This window comes from Ensifer sp. Root558 (assembly GCF_001427045.1).
In the GTDB taxonomy this organism is placed as follows: Bacteria; Pseudomonadota; Alphaproteobacteria; order Rhizobiales; family Rhizobiaceae; genus Ensifer; species Ensifer adhaerens.
This window is the reverse complement of sequence record NZ_LMGC01000033.1, coordinates 58267-81428: the sequence shown is the minus strand read 5'-3', so window position 1 is coordinate 81428 and position 23162 is coordinate 58267. Positions and strand designations below refer to the sequence as shown.

Here is a 23162-nt window from a genome sequence, read left to right as displayed (position 1 = left end):
ACGCTTTGCTATGGAATGTTCCTTCTGTGCGTCCAAGGTCGCATAATGTATCGACAGGAACGCTTTAGCCGCTTGCTCCCTCGCTCAGTATTTCCATGTACGCGCGATAGACGAAGACTCGGCCACGCCGTCGACCTGTTGCTTCTTCGACGATCCCAAGTTTCTGGAGTTGGTCTAGAGCTGCGTTGACGGTGGGCATGGTTAGTCCGCTCCGTTTCATCGCCGTGGGGGCGGTCAGATAAGGGCTGGTGCGCATGGCTTCGTGGATCTGGAGGACTGACCCCGTACGCTCAGACTCCCTTACGATGCGTTCGCGGTCGCCGTCGAACAGTCGTGCAATTTGATTGGCAGTCTCAAAAGCTTGTTCCGCTGTTTCGGCGATTCCATGTCGGCGGTAATTCGCTTGTTGGAAAGCGGATGGTCAAGAAGCAGCAGACGCGATGGTCGCTCCACGGCGCTCACATGCTCACGCAGGTCCGGACGACCGCGTTGAACGGCGGACTTCGCGATCGCTTCAGGGCACCATTCCGACAGCCAGACCCGAACGTGCCTTCGATATTCAAACCCAAGCCACCCCCTTTGCGCCGCCGGACCCTCGAGAAGTTACCGGTCTCCAAAGGGGCAATCTCAATTAACTGCCAACTCTTAAATTTAGTGCCAGGCTATCTTGTTGAAACTATTGCTGTCGGAGTCTTGCGGTTAAATGCAAAACGACATGGGCGCTTTGTAGCCGCTATAGGCATTGATCCCTTCGGTCGCACCAAGGTCGCCGGAGCGGATCTGCGGCATCTTCGGCAGTAGATCGGTGATTATCTTGGCCACGCTGCTCTTACCCATCCTTGCAAGCGGTCTGGCGATCCGTTCCTCGGCGACGTAGTGAGCGGGCAGGGCTTTTGCTGTCATTTGGACGGCGCAACATCGGCCCCGTGCGCAGTCATGACCCGGAGGTAGTCTTTTCCAAGAGCCCCGTCGTTGTAGTCGCACCAGTCTTGATATTGGACCATACTGACCATCCCTGCGCGAAGAGTTCGCGACGCGTTCTAAGAAGGTGGCGGTTCCGGCGGCTCGAAACTGGTGGTCGAGCATCTGAACCAAACGGTTCCGCACAATCAAGCAGCTCTCAAAAGTTTGCTGCCGTCAGCAGGCGGAAATGTCGCTTCATCGGAAACGCAACAGGCCCGTTATCAGAAAAACGCGCATGACGTGTAGACCCTCCAATCCCATTGCAAGGTCGAGATGCGGTCCGCGAGCCGGCGGTGGAGCTCGTAGCGTAGAAATAATCAGCGGTAAAAGGCGCCATGCAGCTGTTGATGTCGGGTTGGAAAGCCGGCAAGCGTTCACTGCGACCAGAGAGTCACGTTGAAATTGCGGCCACTGCTCATGGATATATGATCAAGAATGGGAATATTGATTATCTTTATATGTTCTATTAAGCTGACCATGATCATTTATTTGTGATAATTTTCTTCTTTATGGACATAAATATATGAACAGAAAGCAAGCCGCGCTCGCGCGAAAACAGTTGGAAAGACGTCTCGCGCCCGTGCGAGAACTCAAAATCATCTCGCCGCCTCGCGGTTGGATGAAGGCCATCCGGGAAGCTCTTGGTATGACCACCCGACAACTTGCCCACCGCATGGGAGCGGCTCCGTCTCGCATACCGGCCATCGAGAAGGCCGAGGTTTCCGGAGCGACAACAATCAAGACCCTTCGTGAGGCCGCTGCGGCAATGAACTGCACGTTCGTCTACGCTTTCGTGCCGATAAAACCGCTCGACGATATCCTTTACGAGCGTGCCGCCGAAAAGGTGGGCGAGGATATGACGAGGCTCGACCACACCATGCGGCTGGAGAATCAGGCGCTGCTTAAGTCGGACCTGGAGGCAGAACGTCGGCGGCTCGTGGAATCCCTGCTTACCGACGCTGCACGGCGCCTTTGGGATGAGGATTGAGATACATGGCTGAAGATCCTCTATTCGAGCACGACGACGAGGCAAACACCCCTCTACCCCCTGAGGAGCGGGAGCGGCTCATCCCTTCCTACATCACCTTGCGGCACGAGTTGAATGAGGCCGAGCAAGTCAATATCGGCGAGGGCCTGCGGTGGGCAACGTCGCGAAAAAGGGACGTGCTCGACCAGGCTTTTCTTTGTGAGCTGCATCGCCGCATGTTTGGGGACGTTTGGGACTGGGCTGGGGACTACAGAACCACGCCTCGCAATATCGGTATCGATGCCTATCGCATCTCAGTGGCAGTCAGGCAGGTGGTCGACGACGTACGCTACTGGGTCGAACACGAAACTTTTCCGCCCGACGAGATCGCCGTGCGGTTCAGTCATATGCTCGTGGCCATTCATCCCTTTCCGAACGGGAACGGCAGATTTTCCCGGCTGGCTGGTGATCTGCTGGCACGTCGGCTTGGCCGGCCGCCCTTTACCTGGGGCAGAGCTGATCTGGTGGATGCGGGCGAGACCCGCGCTCGTTATGTTGCGGCCCTTCGGGCGGCTGATAACCACGACATAGGACCGTTGCTGGCGTTCGCCCGCTCTTGAGGTTCGAACGGGGAGTTAGCCAGCCGAACTGAACCGAGGAAGACGATATGAAGACATTCACGCAGTCGCAGTGTCGGGCGAAATGAAAAACTGATCCCCCTGGAGGTGCGGACGAATTCTTGGACTAACAGGAGATAGTTCATGTATTCGTACGAAGACCGCATGAGAGCCGTGCAGCTCTACATCAAGCTTAGCAGACGCGTGAAGTCCATCGCGGACGCGCTGGGGATACACAAGACGGGCTGACAGATCAGAGATCGCGCACCTTGCCCGGCACGGAAGCGCCTGCCGTGGACAACATCGTGTCCAATACCAAACAACGAGGAAAACCCTCTTCGGCTTTCGTCGAGCCATCGATCAGAAATTTGCCTGAGGCGGGCGGGAGAACGCATCCCGTCCTACCCGCTTATGCGGCGTGAGCCGTCTGTGATTGCCCTGCCAGATGGAATCGAAACCCCGGAGCGTCAGCTTCGAGTGCTGCTCAAGCATGTTGTGCCGCATGGCTCGGGCAATAGCGCGCGAAAGCGTTCTGTCATACGTTCGCTCGCCCGGTCCGGCCGGCACGCCGAGCCTCGAACTGTAGAGCGCGTCGTCAGCTTATGGGCAATGCGCCCGCCTTCATCGAATGCAGCAAGCTGGCATGCCGTCGAGTTGCGTGCGGGGTTATACTGATGGATGCCGCCATTGCTCTTGGCACCGCCATGGCGACCGTTGCGCTGTCCGACAGAATGGCGACACCTTCGCCGATTACCTGCATGACTGCATTATGTCCGACATTCCGGCCACGAGGCGCTGATCATCGAGGACGATCTGGGCAGCGAGTTTCGCTATCGGGGCGGTCCGATTCCACCGCTGAAAGCGCTCGATCAGGCCCGCCAGGTCATCTATATCGGCGCCTTCAGCATGACGCTGCTGCAATCCCTGCGCGTCGGGTACATGATCATGCCGAGGGCGCTAGCGGAAAGGTGCCGCCGGCTGATTCAGGTTCGCTATGGGCGTTGCCGCAGTTCACCGAACAGATCGTTACCACGATTGAGTCGTCCGACACATCCAATCCGCGTGTCGAGGATCACCCCGAAATCGCCATCGAGTCTAGCCGGGGCGCGCGCTTGCGAGGATCGCCTGGGCAAGCGTCTCGGCGGCACGCGAGGGCTTGCTGCGGGGATGGGCGATGTGGAACATGTCCTCGAACGTCATGCGCTCGGGGGCGAGCAGCCGCAGGCGACCGTTGCGTACCCATTCGTCGGCGTAGTGGTCGGGCAAGAAGCCGATATAGGCGCCGGAGAGGAGCAATAGCAGCGTGCCCTCCATGTGCGGCGTGGCCGCCGCCCAGTGGAAGTTTACCCCACAGATCGTCTCGGTAAGCATGTAGGTGCGACCAGCAAAAGACTGCGCTTCCAGAACTGCGTCGGTGAGCGCATCGTCGGGCAGGTCGAATAGCGGGTGACCCTGCGCGCAATAGAGTTTCTGCACCTCGGAAAAAACGGGCTGCGTGCGCAAATGCGGCGTCGCGCTGCCGACCGTCGGCATCAGCACGATCTGATAACCACCATTTAGAAGGCCCTGATGTAGCACCTGCGGCGCGGCGACGTCGATCTCCAGATGCACACGCGGCGCCTGTCGGTGGAAGGCGGCGAGTGCCCCCTGGAGATCGAGATCCCGGTTGGTGATCATCGCGTCGACCGTGCCGAAGGTCAGGCTGCCGGTCAGTTCCCCTTGCGCCTCGCCGACACGGCTCTGGAACTTTTCCAGCGAGCCGAAAAGATCCAGCGTCGCCTCATAAACGAGGCGTCCTTCGTCGGTCAGAAGGAAACCGCTGCGCCCGCGGCTGCAGAGGCGTAAGCCCAGCCGCTCCTCAAGGTGGCGCATATGGGTGGAGATGGTCGCCTGCGTCATCCCGAGTGATGATTGCGCGGCGGAAAACCCCCCATGCTGCACGACGGAGGCAAAGACACGCAACAATCTCAACTCTGCATCGCCGAGCGACAGATTGAGGATGCGATGGCGAACCTTGTTGATCATTCATTGATTAAGTCACAACTAAACATCCAATCATAGATATTTTTAAGCGTATCGACCTTCCACACACTCCCTTCATCCTGAGGAGGAGAGACATGGCGGGTAATTCCTATGAAACCGGGCGGCTGAACCTGCCGTTCGTCGGCATCTGCACCTTCGGCAAATATCCCTACCAGCCGGACTGGGATGCGATCGATGCGGATGTGGCGATCCTCGGCGCGCCGTTTGACTGCGGTACGCAATGGCGCGCCGGCACCCGCTTCGGGCCGCGGGCCATCCGCGAGGCATCGACGCTGTTTTCCTTCGGCCATGGGGGCGCCTACGATCACGAGGACGACGTCACCTACCTGCCGAGCGACAAGGTTTCGATCGTCGATATCGGTGACGCCGACATCGTCCACACCGACACGATGAAGAGCCATGCCAACATCGAATTCGGCGTGCGCAAGATCCTGGCCGCCGGCGCGCTTCCGGTGGTGCTCGGCGGTGACCATTCGGTCAACATCCCCTGCATCAACGCGTTTGAAGACGACTGTGCTGGACACGGCCCGATCCATATCGTCCAGATCGACGCGCATCTCGACTTCGTCGACGAGCGGCACGGGGTTCGCTACGGCCACGGCAATCCCATGCGCCGGGCCGCCGAGAAGCCCTATGTCTCCGGGCTCTCGCAGTTCGGCATCCGCAACGTTTCCTCGACGGCCAAGGAAGGCTACGAGGATGCGCGGTCAATGGGCTCGGATATCCTGTCCGTGCGCCAGATCCGCGCGCTCGGCACGGAGAAGGTTGCTTCGCGCGTGCCGGCCGGAGCCCGCTACTACGTCACGATCGATATCGACGGCTTCGATCCCTCGATTGCGCCGGGCACCGGCACGCCGTCCCATGGCGGCTTCATCTATTACGAGGTGCTGGAGATCCTCTCGATACTCGCCAGGCGCGGCACCATCGTCGGCATCGACCTGGTCGAGGTTGCGCCGGATTACGACCACTCAGGCTCGACCTCGATCCTCGCCGCCCAGGTGCTGATGAACCTCATCGGCCGCGTCATGCACGCCAAGAGAGGCTGAGACCATGGGTCGTATCGCTTACGATTTTTCCGGCGAACACGTGCTGGTGACGGGCGCCAGCCGCGGCATCGGCCGCGCCGTCGCGGAAGGTTTTGCCGCCGCCGGGGCAGAGGTCACAATTCTTTCCTCCGGCCGTGGAATTTACGAGGCCGCCCGCGAGATGTCTGAACGCTTCGGCCGCAGGATCGCGGCGCTCGAATGCGATATCACCGACAGTGCTGCCGTTAAGGCAACGCTTTCGCCGCTTGGTCGCATCGATGTCCTCGTCAACAATGCCGGGCTCGAGCGCATTACGCCGGTGACCGACGAAGACGATAGCGTAGAAGACACGTTCCGACGCATCACCGATATCAACACCAACGGCACCTTTTATGTGACCCGCCATGCGCTGCCTCACATGCGCGAGGGGGGCCGCATCGTCGTCACCGCGTCGATCTGGAGCCGTGTCGCGGTGCCGGAGTTCTCCGCCTATATCGCCTCCAAGCACGCCAATCTTGGTTTCACCCGGGTGATGGCCAAGGAACTTGGGGGACGAGGCATTCGCGTCAATGCCGTCTGCCCCGGCTGGGTGCGCACCGAGGCGGCGATGCTGTCGCTGAAGAACATGTCGCTGCGCACCGGGCGCAGCGAGCAGGACCTGCTGGACGAGATCGTGGGAGCCCAGGTCCTGCCGGGCCTCCTGGAACCGGAAGACCTCGCTGCACCCTATCTCTTCCTCGCTTCCGATGGCGCAAGGGACATGACGGGCCAGGCGCTGATGCTCGACCGCGGCGAGGTGATGGCATGAGTGCGCGCGTTCTTGTCACCGGCGCCTATCGCGGTATTGGGGCTGCTTGCGCCCTGGCATTCGCAGCGACAGGAGCTCGGGTTGCGCTTGCCGATATTCGCAAACCGGACGAGACGGCGATTTCGGCTGTACAGGCAGGGGCTACGGAAACCCTGACGCTTGCCTGCGATGTCTCAGACGAAGGTTCGGTCGCCGCCATCGGCGAGGTGGTGCAACAGACGTTCGGCGGACTGGATATCGTCGTCCACTGCGCCGGCGTCATTCATGAAGCGGCCTTGCTTGAAACGCCCGTTGCGGATTTCGACCGGGTCATCGCCATCAACCTGCGTGGCAGCTTCCTCGTCGGCAAGATGGCATTGGGGCTGATGGGGGGAACGGCTGAGGAGCCAGCGCGGCTGATCATGATTGCCTCCGACATGGCCTATTACGGCCGCGAGACCTTTTCGCCCTATGTCGCGTCCAAGCACGGCGTGCTCGGTCTGGTGCGTTCCTGGGCAAAGGAATTTGCGCCGCGCGTGCTGGTCAATGCGATCTGCCCCGGTCCGATCGATACCGAGATGCTTGGGGCGGCGAACATGAGCGCCGAATGGCGTGCCAGGGAACTGGCGATCCCGCTTGCGCGCTTCGGCAAGCCCGAGGAGATCGCCGAACTCGCATGGTTTCTCGCCGGCTCCGGCGGGCGCTACTTCACCGGCCAGGGGATCGGCAGCAACGGCGGGAGCATCATGCCATGATCGCCAATCCCATTCCCTGGCCGAACGGCGCCAAATGCGCCGCCTCCATCACCTTCGACATGGATGCCGACAGCCTCGTCCATATCGCCCATCCAAAGGATGGCCACAGCCGCGTATCGGCGATCTCGATGCTGCAATACGGGCCGAAAGTCGCGATCCCGCGCATTGTCGAGAGCTATCGGCAACTGGGCATCAAGCAGACCTTCTTCGTGCCGGCCTGGTGCATCGAACAATATCCGCAGGCGATCGAGGCCATACTGGAAGGCGGCCACGAGCTGGCGCATCACGGCTTCCTGCACGAGCACCCCCGCGAACTTTCGGACGAGCAAGAGGCGCACTGGCTCGACCGCGGCATCGAGGTGATCGTGAAGGCCAGCGGCAAGCGACCGCGTGGCTGGCGGGCGCCGCTTTACAACTTTTCCCACCGGTCCGCTGACCTCCTGGTGTCGCGGGGCTTTGCCTACGACGCCTCGTTGATGGGTGACGACATTCCCTATCTGCTTGAATGCGACGCCGGCAGCCTCGTCGAGCTGCCGTCGCACTGGGGCCTCGACGATTGGCCGCAATATGTCCAGTCGATGGACCTCGACTACATGATGCCAATCCGCGCGCCGGAGCAGGGCTTTGCCGCCTTTTCGCAGGAGTTCGAGGCGGCCTATCGCCACGGCGCGCTCTGGGTGCCGGTCGTGCATCCCTTTGCCACCGGCCGGCTTGCCCGTTGGGAGGTGGTGCATCGCTTCCTCGAACAGGTTCTCACGCGCGGTGACGTCTGGTTCGCGCCGATGGAGGAGATTGCCGCCCATGTGCGGCGTGTTGCCGAAAACGGCAGCTGGTCGCCGAGGATTGACCGACTGCCCTTTTATTCCGAGCCCGTCACGGTTCGGTAGCCGGCAGCGGGTTTATCCGCTTCCGAAGATCGGCGGCTGATGGAGCCGCAATGGACTTCGCGGAAAGACGCCAGAAGGCGCGACGCGAAAAGGGGAACGACGATGGAAAACAACGATATCGCCTGGCAGAGCGAACTGGCGCGGCGCGCCCGCATCTACGAAGATATCGAGGCGGGCGACCGCTTCGAGGGCACGATGACTGCGCTCGACTACACCGGCATGACGGTATTGACGCTCGTGCTGGTCGTCGGCTTCTGGCTCTGGGGGGCTTGAGATGACCGATCATGTCGCACTCGAACATATCTCCACTTTGAAGACGGAACAGGAAGAGGCCGCCCGCAATCGTGCTGCCGCCGAGCGCGGCGATGCGCCCCTCTTGCCGTCTGAACGGCTCTGGGGCTTCTGGGAGTTCACCTATGCCAATTCGGCACTGGCGATTGCCACCTGGGCCTTTCTGATCGGCGGCTCTGTCGGCCTCTTCGTCGGGCCGAAGGAGGGTATCGCCGCCATTATCATCGGCAACATCGTCGGCGTCGTGCTGACGGCGCTTGCCACCACCACCATGACCGGCCGCTACGGCGTCGAGCAGTTCGTGGCGCTGCGCAGCCAATTTGGTTACAACGGCAGCCGCGTCGTCTATGTGCTCGCCGTCGTCATTCTCACCATGGGGTGGCTTGCGGTTCTCGCGATGATGTTCGGTCGCTCGATCGACGGGCTGATGGCGCTGAGCGCCGGTGAGGCCGCCAATCCGACGGGCGCGAAGATGATCATCGCCGCAATCGGCGCAATCCTGCTCACCTGGTTCATCGTCGCCAAGGGGCCGACCTCGATCAAGTTCTTCAACATGGTCGTGTCGCCGGCGCTGGTCCTCTTGATGGTGGCGATGCTCTACCTCATCCTCAGCCATCATTCGATCGGCGAGCTTCTGGCCTTGCCGGCCCTTGCGCCGCCTTTCGAGGACAAGACGCTGAACTTCATCGTCGCGGTCGAGGTCAATCTGGCAGCCGGCTTCTCCTGGTGGCCTTATATCGGCAATCTGGCGCGGCTGACGAAGAACGAGCGCACCGCCTTCTGGCCCAATGTTCTCGGTATCTTCGCGGCGGCAGCACTCGGCGAAATTGTCGGCCTGCTTGCAGCAGTCGCACTCGGCGAAAGCGATCCGACGATCTGGATGACGAAGATCGCCGGTCCGATGATCGGCATCGTTGCGCTGCTTTTCGTCGCCTTCGCCAACATGACCTCGATGGCAAACATCCTCTACACGTCGATCGTTGGCCTCAGGCAGGTCGGAACTGCATCGGTTCGCGCCATTTCCTGGGGCGCGATCCTGTTCCTCTTCTGCCTCATCCCGTTCGGGCTCGTGGTCTTCTACCCGCAGATGTATGACGGTTTCTTCATCTTCCTCGTCTGGACTTCCGCGCTGAATTCCGCGCTCGCCGGTATCGGGATCGCCGACTACTTCTTCCTGCGTGGCCAGAAGCTCGACATGCGCAGCCTGCACGGACCGCAGGAAAACGGACCGTATCGGTTCTGGGCGGGCTTCAACCCCATCGGGCTCTTTGCCCTTGCGGTCGGCTTCATCGTCTATGTCGCCGTCTTCAATCCGCAGACGCTGGCAAGCCTGCCGGCCTTCAAATACCTGACCGCCTCCGTGCCGTCCTGCCTTGCCGCAGGCGCCACCCACTACGTGCTCACTCGGCTTTTTGCCCGTGGCCGTGGTTGGGGCCAATACCCGTAACGCCTGGAGAAGACCGCCATGAGCGACACCTACGACTACATCATCATCGGCGCAGGATCGGCCGGCTGCGTGCTCGCCAACCGCCTTTCGGAGGACCCGTCGACCAGGGTGCTGGTTCTTGAATTCGGCGGCAGCGACAAGTCGATCTTCATCCAGATGCCGACGGCGCTTTCGATCCCGATGAACGGAACGAAGTACAATTGGAAATACATGACCCTGCCGGAGCCCGGTCTCGACGGCCGGCGCGTGCATTGCCCGCGCGGCAAGGTCATCGGCGGCTCGTCCTCGATCAACGGGCTCGTCTACATGCGCGGCCACGCCAGCGACTTCGACGAGTGGGAGGAACTTGGCGCGCGCGGCTGGCGCTACGCCAACTGCCTGCCTTATTTCCAGCGCGCCGAAAGCTGGCAGGACGGAGGCGACAGCTATCGCGGCGCCTCAGGTCCGCTTGCGACCAATGCCGGCAACGGGATGAAGAACCCGCTCTACGGCGCCTTCGTCGATGCCGGCCGCGAGGCGGGTTACATCACCACAGACGACCCGAACGGGCACATGCAGGAGGGCTTCGGCCCGATGCACATGACCGTCAAGGACGGGGTGCGCTGGTCGACGGCCAACGCCTATCTGAAGCCGGCGATGGGGAGGCCGAACCTCACGGTCATCACCCATGCGATGACGCGGCGCGTGCTTGTCGAAGGCAAGCGCGCCGTTGGCGTCGAGTACGAACTCGGTGGCGAGCGCCATGTCGCGCGCGCCAACCGCGAGGTGCTGATTTCCTCCGGACCGATCGGATCGCCGCACCTGTTGCAGCGCTCCGGTATCGGGCCAGCCGCCATGCTGCAGAGGGCCGGTGTTCCCGTGCTGCACGATCTGCCAGGGGTCGGCGAGAACTTGCAGGATCATTCCGAGGTCTACATCCAGTATGCCTGCAAGGAGCCGATCACGCTCAACGGCAAGATGGGGCTCTTCAGCAAGGCTTTGATCGGGGCCGAATGGCTCTTGTTCAAGAAGGGGCTTTCGGTCTCCAACCACTTCGAAAGCGGCGGCTTCATTCGCTCCGACGCGTCGCTGCAATGGCCGGATATCCAGTTCCACTTTCTGCCGGCCGCCATGCGCTACGACGGTAAGAAGCCGCTCGACGGCCACGGCTTCATGGTGCTGACCGGTCCGAACAAGCCGAAGAGCCGCGGCTATGTCCGGCTACGCTCTCCGGAAGCCCATGAGCAACCGGATATCCTTTTCAATTATCTCGACCGCGAGGAGGACCGCGAGGGCTTCCGCCGCTGCCTGCGGCTGACGCGCGAAATCATCGCCCAGCCGGCCTTCGACCGCTTTCGCGGCGAGGAAATGGCGCCGGGCAAGGATGTTCGAAGCAATGACGAGATCGACGCCTGGGTGCGCGAGACAATGGAAAGCACTTACCATCCTTGCGGCTCCTGCCGCATGGGTGAGGACGGCATGGCAGTCGTCGACAGCGAGCTCAAGGTCCGCGGCATCAACGGGCTGAGGGTGATCGACAGTTCCGTCTTTCCGTCAGAGCCCAACGCCAACCTCAATGCGCCGACCATCATGCTGGCGGAACGCGCCTCCGACATGGTGCGCGGCAAGCCACTGCTTGCGGCTTCCAACGCCGCAGTCGGCGTCGCCCCCGGCGTTGGCGTCACCCAGCGCAGCGGAAAGCCGCTTCGCGCCGTCCGGCAATAATGATCCTTGGAAAGGGCGGTGCGTCATGTTGCGCGGTATCGGTTACGTGGTCGCCCGGCGGCTTCGCGGCGATGACGAGGACCCGGAGGATTGGGCCATGGCGGTCGAAAGGCTCCTCAATCGCCTGATCGCCCGATGCGGCCTTGCGATCGGGCGATCGCATCGGCCAGCCGGAAAAGAAGAGGCCTCATTCGATCCGCCGGAACGCCGGCATAGCCCAGAATGAGCGCAGCCGGCTGAGGTGTCGCGATCGTGTAGTCGGACAGGGGATAGCATTGCAGTCCGGCATCGAGCACGGCGCGGTGGGAGGCCCGGTCTTCCCGGCCGCCCTCCAGCCAGGCGAGTGCATTGAGCCCGCTTTCGGAGCAGTCGATGCGGGCAAGTCCGGCAAGCGCATCCCGTCCGGCTAACATGAAAGCCTCGCGGCGCTCGGTGTAAAGGCCGCGCATCCGGCGCAGATGGCTGGCAAAGTGACCGCCGCCGATAAACTCGGCGAGTGCGAGCTGGGTTTCCACCGGGACGCTACGGTTGATCAGCCCCGAGAGCGTGCGAAATGTTCCGACGAGTTGGGGTGGCAGGACGAGAAAGCCGACGCGGATGCCCGGATAGAGCGCCTTGCTGAAACTGCCCGCGTAGATCACCCGGTCGTCGCTGTCGATGGAGCGCATCGAAGGCAAAGGCGCGCCGTCGTAGCGGAATTCGCTGTCGTAGTCATCCTCGATGATCCAGGCGTCGCTCGCCCGCGCCCATTCGAGCAGGGCAAGCCGGCGTGGCAGCGATAAGGTGATGCCGAGCGGGTGGTGGCGCGACGGCATCACGAAGGCGAGGCGCGCGTCGGGATAGCGGGCCATCGCAGCCTCGACATCCATGCCGTCTGCATCGACATCGGCCGGACACAGCTGCAGCCCAAGCGTGCGAAACAGGTTGCTGGTGGTCACCGGCCCCGGATCTTCGAACCAGATCCCGTCGCCAGGATCGGCAAGCGCCAAAGCCGAAAGCGTGAAGGCGGCGTGCCCCCCGGGCGTGATGACGATCTGATCGGGATCGCAAGGGTCGCGCCGGTGCAGGGCCAGATATTCGGCGATCCTCTGGCGAAGCACCAGTTCGCCCGCGACGTCGCCATAGCCCATGGCCACGGCCTTGCCGCCGCGCGTCACGGCGTTCCAGCATTTCCTCCACACAGCGAAGGGAAACCGGTCGAGCGCCGGACGGTTGGGGAGGAAAGGCCTGTCTTCCATTTGGCCGATATCGGCCGACATCCGGCATGACAAGTCGCCAATTCGCGATAGCCGCGGCGGGGCGCGGTCGGCGACGTCGTGGCGGGTCGGCCTCGACAGCGGCTTTGCCGGTTGGCGCGGCAAGGCGGCCGAGACGAAAGTACCGGCACCCTGTCGTGCCTCCAGATAGCCCTCCGCCTTCAAGTTATCGAGCACACGCACCAGCGTCTGGCGCGACAGGCCCAACTCCTCGGCAAGGATTCGGCTTGCAGGGAGCCGTGTTCCGGCGCGCAGGTGCCCTTTCAGGATCGCCATGCGCAATTGGTCCTGCACCTGGCGGAATTTCGGCAGGGCGACTGTCGCGTCGAGGCGAAGGAAAGGCAGGATTGGCCCTTCAAGCTGTTTGACCACCGGTGCGCCTCCAAAAATTGGTACAGTAGAATGCATCATAATGGACGTTTCTTCGTCGTCCAATTGTTACATCCTGTCCCTACACGAAAACGCACCGATGCATCCCTTCGCAGGACGCAGACAAGGTGCGGGGGAACCGGGAAAGGCGGCGGTGCCGACGACCGGATGCAAGGACAAAAAGCAGCCATCGCCCACGATCCGTCGTCGACGGTCAACAGGAGGAATTCATGAACAAGCTTCTATCGCGTGCAACCAGTCGCGCCTTCGTCTCCACACTCGCCCTGGCGGCGGCCCTGCCGGGTCTTGCCCAGGCTGAGGCATCGCAAGAGCTGGTCGCTGCCGCAACGAAGGAAGGCATGTTGACCGTCATTGCGCTTCCGCACGACTGGTGCAACTACGGAGACGTCATTGCCGGCTTCAAGGCGAAGTATCCGGGCATCGAAGTCAACGAACTGAACCCCGACGCCGGTACCGCCGACGAGCTCGAAGCCATCCGCGCGAACAAGGGCAACACAGGTTCGCAGGCGCCTGACGTCGTCGATCTTGGCCTGGCTTTTGCGCCGGCTGCCGCCAAGGAGGGCCTCCTTCAACCCTACAAGGTGGCGACCTGGGACGAAATTCCTCAAAACATCAAGGACGAGCAAGGCTATTGGTACGGCGACTACTACGGCGTCATGGCCTTCGGTGTGAACAAGGATCTGCTTGATACTGTACCGGCCGACTGGTCGGATCTGTCGAAGTCGGAGTACTCTGGGGCTGTCGCACTCACCGGCGATCCACGGTCTTCGGCACAGGCCATCCTGGCGCTGATGTCGGCAGGCATCTCGCGGGGCGCCAAGCCTGGAACGGAATCGGGCGGCAAGGGCCTGGAGCTCTTTGCGGAACTGAACAAATCCGGCAATTTCGTGCCTGTGCTCGGCAAGGCCGGCACGATCGCGCAGGGGCAGACCCCGATCGTCGCCGCCTGGGACTACAATCTGTTGGCCTGGCGTGACGCGTTGAAGGGCAACCCGCCGATGGACGTCGTCGTACCGGCAAGCGGTGTCGTCGCCGGGGTCTATGTTCAGGCAATCTCGGCCTACGCGCCACACCCGAACGCCGCCAAGCTCTGGATGGAATATCTCTATTCCGACGAAGGCCAGACCGGTTGGCTGAAGGGCTACTGCCACCCGGCGCGCTTCAATGCCATGTTGAAGGCTGGCAAGTTCCCGCAGGAGCTGCTCGACAAGCTGCCGCCTGCCGAAGCCTATGAAAAGGCGATCTTCCCGACGGTCGACGAGCTTTCCGCCAACAAGACGGCGATCGTCGAGGGCTGGGACAAGGTGGTCGGCGCCAACGTGAAGTAATCCTCCGCTTGAGAGAGAGGTTTCACCGGTCGTGAAGCCTCTCGCCCCCCTTTGGCGCAATTTTCCCAGGGACAAATCCGATGACAACAAGCGTCGCATCCCTGCCGGCCGTCTTCCGGCCACGACAGGTTCTCAGCTGGTTCGGGGTCGCCCCCTTCTTCGTCTTCGCCACGCTGTTCCTCATCCTGCCCACGCTCAACATCGTGCTCGGCGCGTTCCGCAACGCTGAGGGACAGATGACGCTGGAGAACCTCGGCAAGCTTCTTGCGCCATCCATACGATCGGCCTTCTGGATCTCGATCGAGCTCAGCCTGCTGACAGCGGCGCTCGGGTGTCTGTTCGGCTTCCTCATGGCCGCCGCCATCACGCTCGGCGGCTTTCCGCGACCCCTTCGCAATGCCATCCTGACCTTCTCAGGCGTCGCTTCGAATTTCGCCGGCGTGCCGCTCGCCTTCGCCTTCATCGCAACCCTCGGCCGCCTTGGTTTCGTGACGATGCTGCTGCGCCACTGGTTCGGCATCAATCTTTATGGCGCCGGCTTCAACATCGTCTCCTTCCTCGGACTGGCGCTTACCTACCTCTATTTTCAGATCCCGCTGATGGTGCTGATCATCACGCCGGCACTGGAGGGGCTGCGCCGCGAATGGCGAGAGGCGGCCGAAAGTCTCGGCGCCAACGGTTTTCAGTACTGGCGCCTGGTGGCGTTGCCAGTGCTCTGGCCCTCGCTTCTCGGCACGCTGGCTTTGCTTTTCGCCAATGCCTTTGGAGCGGTTGCGACCGCCATTGCGCTGACCGGCTCATCGCTCTCGATCGCGCCGATCGTCCTGTTCGCCCAGATCCGCGGTGACGTGCTCAATGATCCGCATCTGGGTTATGCGATCGCCTTTGCCATGATCCTTCTCACCGCCATTGCCAACGCAATCTATATCCTCCTGCGCATGCGCGCGGAAAGGTGGGTCAAATGAGGGAAAGGCGTCTCTGGTCCTGGCTCGCCGTCGCTTTGGGTGGGCTCTATTTCCTCCTTCCGCTCGTCGGCATGTTTGACTTCTCCATGCGCATGCAGCGCGATGGCTACAGCTTCGAAGCTTACCGCGTCGTGCTGGCCGATCCGCAGTTCCAGCAAACCTTCGGCTACTCCGTCGTTCTGGCCTTGCTCACGATCGTTCTTGGAATCCTGCTCATCGTGCCGACGGCCTATTTTGTCCGGTTGCGGTTTCCCGGGTTGCGCCCGGTCGTCGAGTTCCTGACGCTGCTGCCACTGGTCATTCCGCCGATCGTCATCGTCTTCGGCTACATCCGCATCTACAATACATCCTCGGTCCTGCCGCTCACAGGAAGCTGGTGGGGCACCAATCTCCTCATTCTGTTCGGCTATGCGACACTGTCGCTGCCCTACATGTATCGCTCCGTCGACACGGGCCTGCGCACCATCGATGTCGGCAGCCTGACGGAGGCGGCCCAGAGCCTGGGGTCCGGCTGGACGCGGATCCTTGCCGTCGTCATCCTGCCAAACGTCTTTGTCTCGGTGCTATCCGGCGCCTTCCTGACCTTCGCGATCGTCATCGGCGAATATGTCTTTGCCGCCTTGCTCAACGTCGGCTCGTTCGGCCCTTACATGGTCTGGATGGGTGGCAACCGCGCCTACGAACCCTCGGCGCTCGCCGTTGTCGCTTTCGCCATCACCTGGGCCTGTATGGCCCTGATCCAGCTTGTCACCCGTTTCTCCAAATTCTCCACCGTGAGGCGTTGACCATGGCTTTTCTAGATATCCATCACCTGGAAAAATCCTTTGGCCCGACCCGTGTCGTCAAGGATTTCAACCTCGACATCGAAAAAGGGGAGTTCGTCTCCTTCCTCGGCCCGTCTGGCTGCGGCAAGACCACGGTTTTGCGCATGGTCGCCGGCTTCGAGACGCCGACATCAGGCGCGATCCGCATCGACGGACGGGAGGTGACGGGGCTTGCCGCTAACCGGCGCAACATCGGCATGGTGTTCCAGTCCTATGCACTTTTCCCAAATTTGACGGTGGCGGAAAACATAGGCTTCGGCCTCAAGGTCGCGGGTGAGGGCAAGGCGGCCATTGCACGGCGCGTCGGTGAAATGCTGGATCTGATTGGCCTGCCTCAACTCGAGGGGCGCTATCCGTTCCAGCTCTCCGGCGGCCAGCAGCAGCGTGTGGCGCTTGCGCGCGCGCTGGCGCCGCGCCCGCAAGTGCTGCTGCTCGATGAGCCGCTATCGGCTCTGGACGCGAAGGTCCGCATTAGCCTGCGTGACGAGATCCGTCGGATCCAGCGCGATCTCGGCATCACCGCCATTTTCGTGACGCATGACCAGGAGGAGGCGCTGTCCATTTCGGATCGCGTCGTGGTCATGCACCAGGGCGTCGCCGACCAGGTCGGCACGCCGTTCGAGATCTACAACCGGCCGGCGACGCGCTTCGTTGCGCAATTCGTCGGTACGCTCAATCTTCTCGACGCCGACGTGTTGGATGCGACCACCGGCAAGGTGCGGCTTGGTGGTGTACCGGTGGCGCTGGACCAGCCGCTTAATGGTCGGCCCGGCGAGCGCATCAGCCTGGCGATGCGTCCAGAATCGGTCGAACTGGGGCGCAGCGACTGCGATCGCGTCGTCCTTTCCGGCGAAATTGCAGCAGTGCATTTTCTCGGTTCAGTGATCCGCATCAAAGTGGCGGTCGCGGGCCAGTTCGTTTCGCTCGATACGTTCAACCAGCCCGACAGGCCGCCGCCCTCGGTCGGCACCACCGTAGAGGTCAGCCTGCCGCATCGCGATCTTCTGGTGCTTGCCGCCTGATGTTCCCTCAGCTTTGAAATCGTCTGTGAAGGAGCCGGCTCTTTGACCGAAACGACGTTTGACGATCTGTCGTCGCCGGACTGGCGCGCGAAAATAGCCACCCTTTCCGGCCCGGCCCGCGCCCGGCTGGCGGAGCGGGCGCGCAACGCGCCGCTGTTTGCGCACGCCTATGCCTTTCATCTCAACATGCGTTTTGGCGGAGTGACACCGCTGCAGCTTGCCGAATTCGCCTATGAGCAGCGGCTCGTCGGCCTCAAGGTCCATGTCGAGGACGGCGAGGCAGCCAGTCTCGCCGGTATGTCAGACGCAGCGCTTTCTGATTATGGTGCCGCAGTCGAGCAGTTCGGACTGGAGCTCCATATCGAGACCAGCACGACGCAGGAGACAGGTCTCTTTGATGCGGTACGTATCGCGCTTGCCACTGGCGCGACGTCTCTGCGTTGCTATCCGCGCTACGAGGGACGCGTCTCGGAAATTGTCTCACAAACGATTGCTGATCTGCGACGATTGGAGACCTTCGATCCCGAGGGGCGGCTTCGCTACACGCTCGAACAGCACGAGGACCTGAAGTCGGAGGAGCTGATCGGCATCGTAAAGGCGGTCGCCAATCCGCGCCTCGGCCTGCTGTTCGACTTCGGCAACATGATCAATGCCTATGAGCTACCGTTGCCGGCGCTTGCCGCACAGGCACCCTATGTGACCGAAGTGCATGTCAAAGACTGCCTCGTCCAGCAAGATCGCGACGGCTGGGCGCACCTCGCCTGTCAAACAGGCACCGGCCATCTGCCGCTGCATGCGATGTTCGTGGACCTGCTTCTGCTTGGCCAGGACCGTGCGCAGGTCTTAAGCTTCGGGCTCGAGGAAGAAGAGGGCTATTTCGCGCCCGCCCTGCGCTTCCCCTCGGAGGAAAGCGACCCGTTCATTGCGGCTCGCTCCGCGAGTTTCACGGACATCGGGACCACCGACCTTGGCGCGCGGCTTAGCCAAGAGGCCATCGCCGCTCATCGGCAGCTCGAAACCGTAAGAACCATGCTCAATCAGATTGCTGCCGAAGCTTTGAGGATAGAACGATGACCCATGAGCCTGACTGCCCACCGCCGTATCTGGCACTTGCGCACGCCATGGCCGATGCCGCAGCCAGCGTCATCCGTCCGCACTTCCGCAAGCGTGTTGTCGTCGACGCCAAGGCAGACTCCAGCCCCGTCACCATTGCCGACCGCGACGCCGAGGCCACGATGCGGCGGATGATCGAGGCGCAGTATCCCAACCACGGGATCAGGGGCGAAGAATTCGGCGCATGCCGAACGGATGCCGAATGGGTGTGGGTGCTCGACCCGATCGACGGCACGAAGTCCTTCATCTCCGGCTCGCTCGCCTTCGGCACGCAGATCGCATTGCTCCATCGCGGCAAACCTGTCCTCGGCATGATCAATCAGCCGATCACCGGCGAACGATGGTTCGGCATAGGCTCCTCCGCGACCCTTAATGAGGAGCCGATCCGCACCAGCGAAAAGACCGCGCTCGGCGAGGCGATCCTCTACACCTCGGCCCTTGAGCAGTTCGGCCGCGCGCGCCACGAGCGCTTCGACGCCTTGACTGCCAAGGTACGCTTCACCCGCATATCTCATGATTGCTACGCGGCCGGGCTGCTGGCGCTGGGTGGCATCGACCTACTCGTCGAAAGCAATGTTTTCGACTACGACATCCTGCCACAGATGCCCATTATTCTGGCTGCAGGCGGCATAGTGACTGACTGGGATGGGCAGCCTCTTGCGGATGCGACAAGGTACGACACCGTGTTGATGGCTGCAAACGCCGACCTCCATCGAGCCGCGGTGAAGATCCTTAGCCGGCTAGGATGAAATCCAGACGAACGGGCCGCTTAATCAATTGCCTGATCGTCGCGCTCGGCTTCAGCACCACCCATCCTCGACAATCATTCCGCGAACGAAGCGCAGTTAGGCCGAACTCGACGTTGCCGTAGCCGTGCTCGGTGAACATTCCGCACATCGGCACTAAAGCTCAATTCATGGTGGCAATTTGCGGACGCTTCAGTGGGCGGTAGCTAGGCGCCCGACGATACCACCAAGGCCTCAGCCTTCGAAGTAGAGGTATTGACGAGGCGATGAGGTGTCTGCGGCAAGTTTCCGGATGTTCCGATCCGCTCGGTTCCAGCGCGGTGCGTTGTCATTGCATCGTACTTTCACGTATCTTGAGCTCGAAGCCCAGGTCAACGATTGGCGATGCGATTGGCAGGCCGGCCAGTCGATCAAGCACCATCTGTACAGCCTGTCGGCCGATTTCATAGCGCGGCGTGCGGATGCTGGTGAGCGACGGATAGGCGACGTGCATCATGTCGAGGTCGTTGAAGCCGCAAATTGCCATGCGGTGCGGCACGGCGATGCCTGCCCTTTGGCATTCAAACAGCACGCCCATGGCCAAGTCATCATTGTTGCAGAAGACGGCGTCGAGATCGGCGACCTTTGCCAATGCGTCGGCCAGGAGCTGCCCGCCGAGCGAGACGCGAGACGGCGTCAACGTGGTGGTCACCAGCTTGGGATCAAAGGACTGTGCGGCCTCGAGCGCCGAGCGGTAGCCGGCGAGGCGGCGCTGCGAGCGTGGATCCATTCGGGCGCCGATGAAGCCGATGCGGCGATATCCCGCCTCGATCAGATGATTGGTGGCCACCTTGCCGCCATCGAAGTGGGAGAAGCCGACCAGCATATCGACCGGATCCTCGCCATATTCCATGATCTGCACGATGGGGCAATCCGCGCTCTCGAGCAGTTTGCGGGTCGTTTCGGTCTGGTCGATACCGGACACGATCAACGCCGATGGCCGCTGGCCCAAAAACATCCGGATCAGCCGTTCCTCTTCCCGTGGAGAGTAGTGGGTGTTGCCCATCTGGATCTGCAGCGGGCCGTCGCCGAGCCCGTCATAGATGCCTCGAAGGGTGTCGGCGAAGACGATGTTCGTCAGCGACGGCACGAGAACGCCGATCACATCGGCTCGCGCGGACGCGAGCGCGCGAGCATTGGGATCGGGCGCATAGCCAAGCTGGATCACCGCCGTATCGATCTCGGCGCGCAGTTCGGCCGAAACGAGCGATGGGTCGCGCAGCGCGCGCGAGACGGTGATCGCCGCGACGCCGGCCAGTTTGGCGACGTCGGCGATCGTCGGCCTGCCACTGCCGCGCCGGCTTGCCTTGCGGCCCTGGTCTCTGGAGACGATGTCGTCCGTCACGTCGATCCCTGCCGGTTGCGCGCGCGCAAGGTCTCCACATCGGTGTTGCCGACATACCAGTTCCTTGCGTCGACCTCATCGAAGACGACGGAAATTTCACGCTCGGCAAGCCCGGTCGCTTCGGCAATCGCCGTTACGACCTTGCTTGCGATCGCAGCTTTCTTGACCGAAGGATCGTCGCCGAGGACCTCTCGTACGATGGTGATCCGCACGAACGGCATAATTGACCTCCTGCCTCAGTAGGGACGTGCGCCGTTGACCATCAGCCGAACGGCATAAAGCGAACTGGTCGCGCAGATGTAGAGGATGTTTCGCTTGGGCCCGCCGAACACGCAGTTGGCGGTGTTTTCAGGCACTCTGACCTTGCCGAGCAGAGTGCCTTCCGGGTGATAGCAGTGGATGCCGTCGCGGGCACTTGTCCAGATCCGGCCCTCGTCATCCAGACGGAAGCCGTCAAACAGCCCGGCGGTGCAATCGGCAAAGACCTCGCCGCCCGACACGGAGCCCGCTTCATCAACATTAAAGACACGCATATGCGACGGAAGGTCAGGGCCGTGCGTCCGGCCGGTGTCGACGACGTAGAGCCGTCTTTCGTCAAGGGTGAAGGCAAGGCCGTTCGGCCGCACCATGTCTTTAATGACGGCAGTGACCGCGCCCGTCGCCGGGTCGACGCGATAGACATGGCAGGCGCCGATTTCGCTTTCGGCCTTGTGGCCTTCGTAATCGCTCTCGATGCCGTAGGCAGGATCGGTAAACCAGATCGACCCGTCGGACCGCACGACGACATCGTTCGGTGAGTTGAGCCGCTTGCCGTTCCAGCGATCGGCGATGGTTGTGATGCTGCCGTCATGGTTCGTGCGGGTCACGCGGCGGCCGCCGTGCTCGCAGGTTACCAGGCGGCCCTGCCGGTCGGTGGTGTTGCCGTTTGAAAAGTTCGACGGCTGCCGGAAGACGCTCACATGCCCATCGGTCTCGTCATAGCGCAGCATCCGGTCGTTGGGGATGTCCGACCAGACGAGATAGCGTCCGGCGGCGAAATAGGCCGGCCCCTCGGCCCAGCGACACCCCGTGTAAAGCTGCTCCACGCGGGCGCTGTGGTTGACCAGCCGGGCAAAGCGCGGGTCTACGATCTCGAAATCCTCGGCCATGGGGCTCCCTCATGCGCAAAGAACGTATTCTTAAGCGTCGCGGTATGATAGCGCTATCATCGCGGAAGGAAATAGGCTTCCTTTCGAGACGTCGAAATCAGGCTGATTTCGATCTTAAACCAGTGATATTCGGTCCTCCATAATCCGCAAATGTTACTTTACAATCGCATGTGGTAGCGCTACCTAATTAAGAGACAGCGGTGTTTTCGGGAGGAGACCAGAGCGCCTCGTCAATGGTGAACGCAGGCATCCAGCGTGCCGGTGCCGCAGGAGTTCGTGCCGCTCGAGGGTGAGTTCATTCCCGGGCTGGAGAACAAACAAGTGGCGCGCCAATGGGAGGAAATGTCGATGGTGAAGTCACTCGCTGGCGGCATCGTTGCCGCCACTGCCTTTTTCATGCTTGGATCTGCTGCCTATGCAGATCCGGAAATCGTTTCAGGGCCTGCAGCCGAGCCGGAATGTTTCGCGCCGTGGTCGGCGGACACGAAATTCTTCAAGTTCCCGAAAAAGGACGGCCCGTATCGCATCGCACTTGCCAACGGCTACATCGCCAACACCTGGCGTATCCAGATGGTGCAGACCGCCAAGGCCTATGCCGCTCAACCCGACGTCGCAGCCAAACTGAAGGAGTTCAAGGTCGTTTCGACGGGCGAGGATGTGCCGGCCCAGATCTCGGCGATCAACAACTTCATCGACTCCGGCTATGACGCGATCGTCGTCAATGCCCAGAATCCGACGGCGTTTGCGCCGGTCATCAAGCGGGCGAAGGAAGCTGGCGTGGTGCTGGTCGCCTTCGACAACATCCTCGACACCGAGGACGCCATCAACGTCAACGTCGACCAGAAGGGGCTCGGGCAATTGTGGGGCGACTGGCTCGTCAAACATCTGCCTGATGGCGGCAAGGTGCTTGAGGTGCGCGGTGTCGCCGGCACGTCTGTCGATACCGACAGGCACGACGGCATCCATGAGAAGCTCCAGGCGTCGGGCAAGAAGTTCGAGGTCGTCGAGGTCATGGGCAAATGGGACGACGGCGTCGCCCAGAAGGTGACTGCGGACGCAATCGCAACCAGCGGCCCCTTCGACGGCATTACCGGGCAGGGCGGCGACACCGGCATCGTTCAGGCGATGATCGACGCAAAGCACCCCTTCGTGCCTTTCGGCGGCGAAACCGAAAACGGATTTCGCAAGTTCTGTGCGGCACATGCCGCCGACGGCCTGAAATGCTCGTCGGCTGGAACCGGACCCGCGCAAGTGGCCGTCGCCATCAAGACGGCGATTGCCGCGCTCGAGGGTCAGGTGGTGCCGCAGTCGGTCAAATTGCCCTTGGCCATCGTCGAAGATCCGAACTTCAAGGAAGGCCAGGATTATTTCCAGGCGGAGTCCGACAATTTCTTCGTCGGCAATTCGTTCCCCACCTGCGGGATCAATTTCTCCGCCCAGGAGATCATGAAGCAGAGCAAGGATAACCAGTAGTTCGATCAGGATCAGGGCACCGCACAG

The 23162-nt window shown here is 61.7% G+C and carries 22 protein-coding genes and 1 pseudogene; 16 read left to right on the top strand and 7 right to left on the bottom strand.

Features of this window, described 5'->3' with window-relative positions:
* Positions 1 to 64: 64 nt before the first annotated feature.
* Both ASD63_RS36820 and ASD63_RS34510 read right to left on the bottom strand, forming a co-directional pair.
* Positions 65 to 385: pseudogene (locus ASD63_RS36820) on the bottom strand (Fic family protein); the annotation flags it as partial.
* Between the two features lie 314 nt (positions 386 to 699).
* Positions 700 to 903: a hypothetical protein gene (locus ASD63_RS34510; protein ID WP_176960320.1), complete on the bottom strand. Its 204-nt coding sequence runs from the start codon at positions 901 to 903 to the stop codon at positions 700 to 702.
* A 583-nt stretch (positions 904 to 1486) separates the two neighbouring features.
* On the opposite strand from ASD63_RS34510, the gene ASD63_RS24395 reads away from it, so the two are divergent.
* Positions 1487 to 1951 carry a mobile mystery protein A gene (locus tag ASD63_RS24395; RefSeq protein ID WP_034798540.1) on the top strand — a complete coding sequence of 155 codons (465 nt, stop codon included), beginning with the start codon at positions 1487 to 1489 and terminating at the stop codon, positions 1949 to 1951.
* A gap of 5 nt (positions 1952 to 1956) precedes the next feature.
* Positions 1957 to 2550, top strand: a complete 594-nt coding sequence (locus ASD63_RS24390; RefSeq protein ID WP_034798541.1) for a mobile mystery protein B — start codon at positions 1957 to 1959, stop codon at positions 2548 to 2550.
* A 1092-nt stretch (positions 2551 to 3642) separates the two neighbouring features.
* Here the strand turns inward: ASD63_RS24390 and ASD63_RS24385 are convergent.
* The gene (locus tag ASD63_RS24385; RefSeq protein ID WP_051659442.1) at positions 3643 to 4572 is read right to left on the bottom strand and encodes a LysR family transcriptional regulator; all 930 of its coding nucleotides are present in this window, start codon (positions 4570 to 4572) and stop codon (positions 3643 to 3645) included.
* A 92-nt stretch (positions 4573 to 4664) separates the two neighbouring features.
* Here ASD63_RS24385 and speB point away from each other — a divergent pair, with 92 nt between their 5' ends.
* From speB to betA, 7 genes are all read left to right on the top strand, one after another.
* Positions 4665 to 5636 (top strand): agmatinase, encoded by a 972-nt coding sequence (speB, locus tag ASD63_RS24380; protein WP_034798543.1) that lies wholly within the window; start codon positions 4665 to 4667, stop codon positions 5634 to 5636.
* Positions 5637 to 5640: 4 nt separating this feature from the next.
* Positions 5641 to 6423, top strand: a complete 783-nt coding sequence (locus ASD63_RS24375) for an SDR family oxidoreductase (RefSeq protein WP_034798545.1) — start codon at positions 5641 to 5643, stop codon at positions 6421 to 6423.
* Positions 6420 to 7157, top strand: coding sequence for an SDR family oxidoreductase (locus ASD63_RS24370; protein WP_034798547.1), 738 nt, complete (start codon positions 6420 to 6422; stop codon positions 7155 to 7157). Before ASD63_RS24375 ends, ASD63_RS24370 begins: the two co-directional genes overlap by 4 nt.
* Positions 7154 to 8044 carry a polysaccharide deacetylase gene (locus tag ASD63_RS24365; RefSeq protein ID WP_034798548.1) on the top strand — a complete coding sequence of 297 codons (891 nt, stop codon included), beginning with the start codon at positions 7154 to 7156 and terminating at the stop codon, positions 8042 to 8044. Before ASD63_RS24370 ends, ASD63_RS24365 begins: the two co-directional genes overlap by 4 nt.
* 102 nt (positions 8045 to 8146) lie before the next feature.
* Positions 8147 to 8317 (top strand): hypothetical protein, encoded by a 171-nt coding sequence (locus ASD63_RS35770; RefSeq protein ID WP_089046047.1) that lies wholly within the window; start codon positions 8147 to 8149, stop codon positions 8315 to 8317.
* Position 8318: 1 nt separating this feature from the next.
* Positions 8319 to 9782: a cytosine permease gene (locus ASD63_RS24360; RefSeq protein ID WP_034798550.1), complete on the top strand. Its 1464-nt coding sequence runs from the start codon at positions 8319 to 8321 to the stop codon at positions 9780 to 9782.
* An 18-nt stretch (positions 9783 to 9800) separates the two neighbouring features.
* Positions 9801 to 11486, top strand: a complete 1686-nt coding sequence (gene betA / locus ASD63_RS24355; RefSeq protein WP_060529980.1) for a choline dehydrogenase — start codon at positions 9801 to 9803, stop codon at positions 11484 to 11486.
* 116 nt (positions 11487 to 11602) lie between these two features.
* Here the strand turns inward: betA and ASD63_RS24350 are convergent, their stop codons facing one another.
* Complete coding sequence (locus tag ASD63_RS24350) at positions 11603 to 13114, bottom strand: PLP-dependent aminotransferase family protein (protein ID WP_060529979.1); 1512 nt, start codon at positions 13112 to 13114, stop codon at positions 11603 to 11605.
* Positions 13115 to 13341: 227 nt separating this feature from the next.
* On the opposite strand from ASD63_RS24350, the gene ASD63_RS24345 reads away from it, so the two are divergent.
* From ASD63_RS24345 to ASD63_RS24320, 6 genes are all read left to right on the top strand, one after another.
* Positions 13342 to 14460 carry an ABC transporter substrate-binding protein gene (locus ASD63_RS24345; RefSeq protein ID WP_060529978.1) on the top strand — a complete coding sequence of 373 codons (1119 nt, stop codon included), beginning with the start codon at positions 13342 to 13344 and terminating at the stop codon, positions 14458 to 14460.
* Positions 14461 to 14540: 80 nt separating this feature from the next.
* A complete protein-coding gene (locus ASD63_RS24340) occupies positions 14541 to 15425 on the top strand; it encodes an ABC transporter permease subunit (protein WP_060529977.1) in 885 nt (294 codons plus the stop codon).
* Positions 15422 to 16210: an ABC transporter permease gene (locus ASD63_RS24335; RefSeq protein ID WP_060529976.1), complete on the top strand. Its 789-nt coding sequence runs from the start codon at positions 15422 to 15424 to the stop codon at positions 16208 to 16210. The genes ASD63_RS24340 and ASD63_RS24335 overlap by 4 nt, the downstream gene beginning before the upstream one ends.
* A 2-nt stretch (positions 16211 to 16212) precedes the next feature.
* Entirely contained in the window at positions 16213 to 17271 is a 1059-nt protein-coding gene (locus tag ASD63_RS24330) for an ABC transporter ATP-binding protein (RefSeq protein WP_060529975.1), read from the top strand.
* Positions 17272 to 17313: 42 nt separating this feature from the next.
* Positions 17314 to 18345 carry a TIM barrel protein gene (locus ASD63_RS24325; protein ID WP_060529974.1) on the top strand — a complete coding sequence of 344 codons (1032 nt, stop codon included), beginning with the start codon at positions 17314 to 17316 and terminating at the stop codon, positions 18343 to 18345.
* Complete coding sequence (locus tag ASD63_RS24320; protein ID WP_060529973.1) at positions 18342 to 19133, top strand: inositol monophosphatase family protein; 792 nt, start codon at positions 18342 to 18344, stop codon at positions 19131 to 19133. Before ASD63_RS24325 ends, ASD63_RS24320 begins: the two co-directional genes overlap by 4 nt.
* Before the next feature lie 325 nt (positions 19134 to 19458).
* Here ASD63_RS24320 and ASD63_RS24315 read toward each other — a convergent pair whose 3' ends face one another.
* Genes ASD63_RS24315 through ASD63_RS24305 form a run of 3 tightly spaced genes read right to left on the bottom strand, consistent with a single transcriptional unit; the run spans position 19459 to position 21662 of the window.
* Complete coding sequence (locus ASD63_RS24315; RefSeq protein ID WP_234824553.1) at positions 19459 to 20514, bottom strand: LacI family DNA-binding transcriptional regulator; 1056 nt, start codon at positions 20512 to 20514, stop codon at positions 19459 to 19461.
* On the bottom strand, positions 20511 to 20735 hold the full coding sequence (locus ASD63_RS24310; RefSeq protein ID WP_034798561.1) for a tautomerase family protein: 225 nt from the start codon (positions 20733 to 20735) through the stop codon (positions 20511 to 20513). The genes ASD63_RS24315 and ASD63_RS24310 overlap by 4 nt, the downstream gene beginning before the upstream one ends.
* Positions 20736 to 20750: 15 nt before the next feature.
* A complete protein-coding gene (locus ASD63_RS24305; RefSeq protein WP_060529972.1) occupies positions 20751 to 21662 on the bottom strand; it encodes an SMP-30/gluconolactonase/LRE family protein in 912 nt (303 codons plus the stop codon).
* A gap of 348 nt (positions 21663 to 22010) precedes the next feature.
* Between ASD63_RS24305 and ASD63_RS24300 the strand changes: the two genes are divergently transcribed.
* Entirely contained in the window at positions 22011 to 23135 is a 1125-nt protein-coding gene (locus ASD63_RS24300; protein ID WP_034798635.1) for a sugar ABC transporter substrate-binding protein, read from the top strand.
* Positions 23136 to 23162 lie beyond the last annotated feature (27 nt).

What these genes read in the sequence shown, in the direction of transcription:
- ASD63_RS24375 (WP_034798545.1), top strand. Translation starts at nt 5,641, where the DNA reads ATGGGTCGTATCGCTTACGATTTTTCCGGCGAACACGTGCTGGTGACG.
- ASD63_RS24305 (WP_060529972.1), bottom strand. Translation starts at nt 21,662, where the DNA reads ATGGCCGAGGATTTCGAGATCGTAGACCCGCGCTTTGCCCGGCTGGTC.
- ASD63_RS24320 (WP_060529973.1), top strand. Translation starts at nt 18,342, where the DNA reads ATGACCCATGAGCCTGACTGCCCACCGCCGTATCTGGCACTTGCGCAC.
- ASD63_RS34510 (WP_176960320.1), bottom strand. Translation starts at nt 903, where the DNA reads ATGACAGCAAAAGCCCTGCCCGCTCACTACGTCGCCGAGGAACGGATC.
- ASD63_RS24300 (WP_034798635.1), top strand. Translation starts at nt 22,011, where the DNA reads ATGGTGAAGTCACTCGCTGGCGGCATCGTTGCCGCCACTGCCTTTTTC.
- ASD63_RS24340 (WP_060529977.1), top strand. Translation starts at nt 14,541, where the DNA reads ATGACAACAAGCGTCGCATCCCTGCCGGCCGTCTTCCGGCCACGACAG.
- ASD63_RS24335 (WP_060529976.1), top strand. Translation starts at nt 15,422, where the DNA reads ATGAGGGAAAGGCGTCTCTGGTCCTGGCTCGCCGTCGCTTTGGGTGGG.
- ASD63_RS24360 (WP_034798550.1), top strand. Translation starts at nt 8,319, where the DNA reads ATGACCGATCATGTCGCACTCGAACATATCTCCACTTTGAAGACGGAA.
- ASD63_RS24345 (WP_060529978.1), top strand. Translation starts at nt 13,342, where the DNA reads ATGAACAAGCTTCTATCGCGTGCAACCAGTCGCGCCTTCGTCTCCACA.
- ASD63_RS24370 (WP_034798547.1), top strand. Translation starts at nt 6,420, where the DNA reads ATGAGTGCGCGCGTTCTTGTCACCGGCGCCTATCGCGGTATTGGGGCT.
- ASD63_RS24390 (WP_034798541.1), top strand. Translation starts at nt 1,957, where the DNA reads ATGGCTGAAGATCCTCTATTCGAGCACGACGACGAGGCAAACACCCCT.
- ASD63_RS24330 (WP_060529975.1), top strand. Translation starts at nt 16,213, where the DNA reads ATGGCTTTTCTAGATATCCATCACCTGGAAAAATCCTTTGGCCCGACC.
- ASD63_RS35770 (WP_089046047.1), top strand. Translation starts at nt 8,147, where the DNA reads ATGGAAAACAACGATATCGCCTGGCAGAGCGAACTGGCGCGGCGCGCC.
- ASD63_RS24395 (WP_034798540.1), top strand. Translation starts at nt 1,487, where the DNA reads ATGAACAGAAAGCAAGCCGCGCTCGCGCGAAAACAGTTGGAAAGACGT.
- ASD63_RS24310 (WP_034798561.1), bottom strand. Translation starts at nt 20,735, where the DNA reads ATGCCGTTCGTGCGGATCACCATCGTACGAGAGGTCCTCGGCGACGAT.
- betA (WP_060529980.1), top strand. Translation starts at nt 9,801, where the DNA reads ATGAGCGACACCTACGACTACATCATCATCGGCGCAGGATCGGCCGGC.
- speB (WP_034798543.1), top strand. Translation starts at nt 4,665, where the DNA reads ATGGCGGGTAATTCCTATGAAACCGGGCGGCTGAACCTGCCGTTCGTC.
- ASD63_RS24385 (WP_051659442.1), bottom strand. Translation starts at nt 4,572, where the DNA reads ATGATCAACAAGGTTCGCCATCGCATCCTCAATCTGTCGCTCGGCGAT.
- ASD63_RS24365 (WP_034798548.1), top strand. Translation starts at nt 7,154, where the DNA reads ATGATCGCCAATCCCATTCCCTGGCCGAACGGCGCCAAATGCGCCGCC.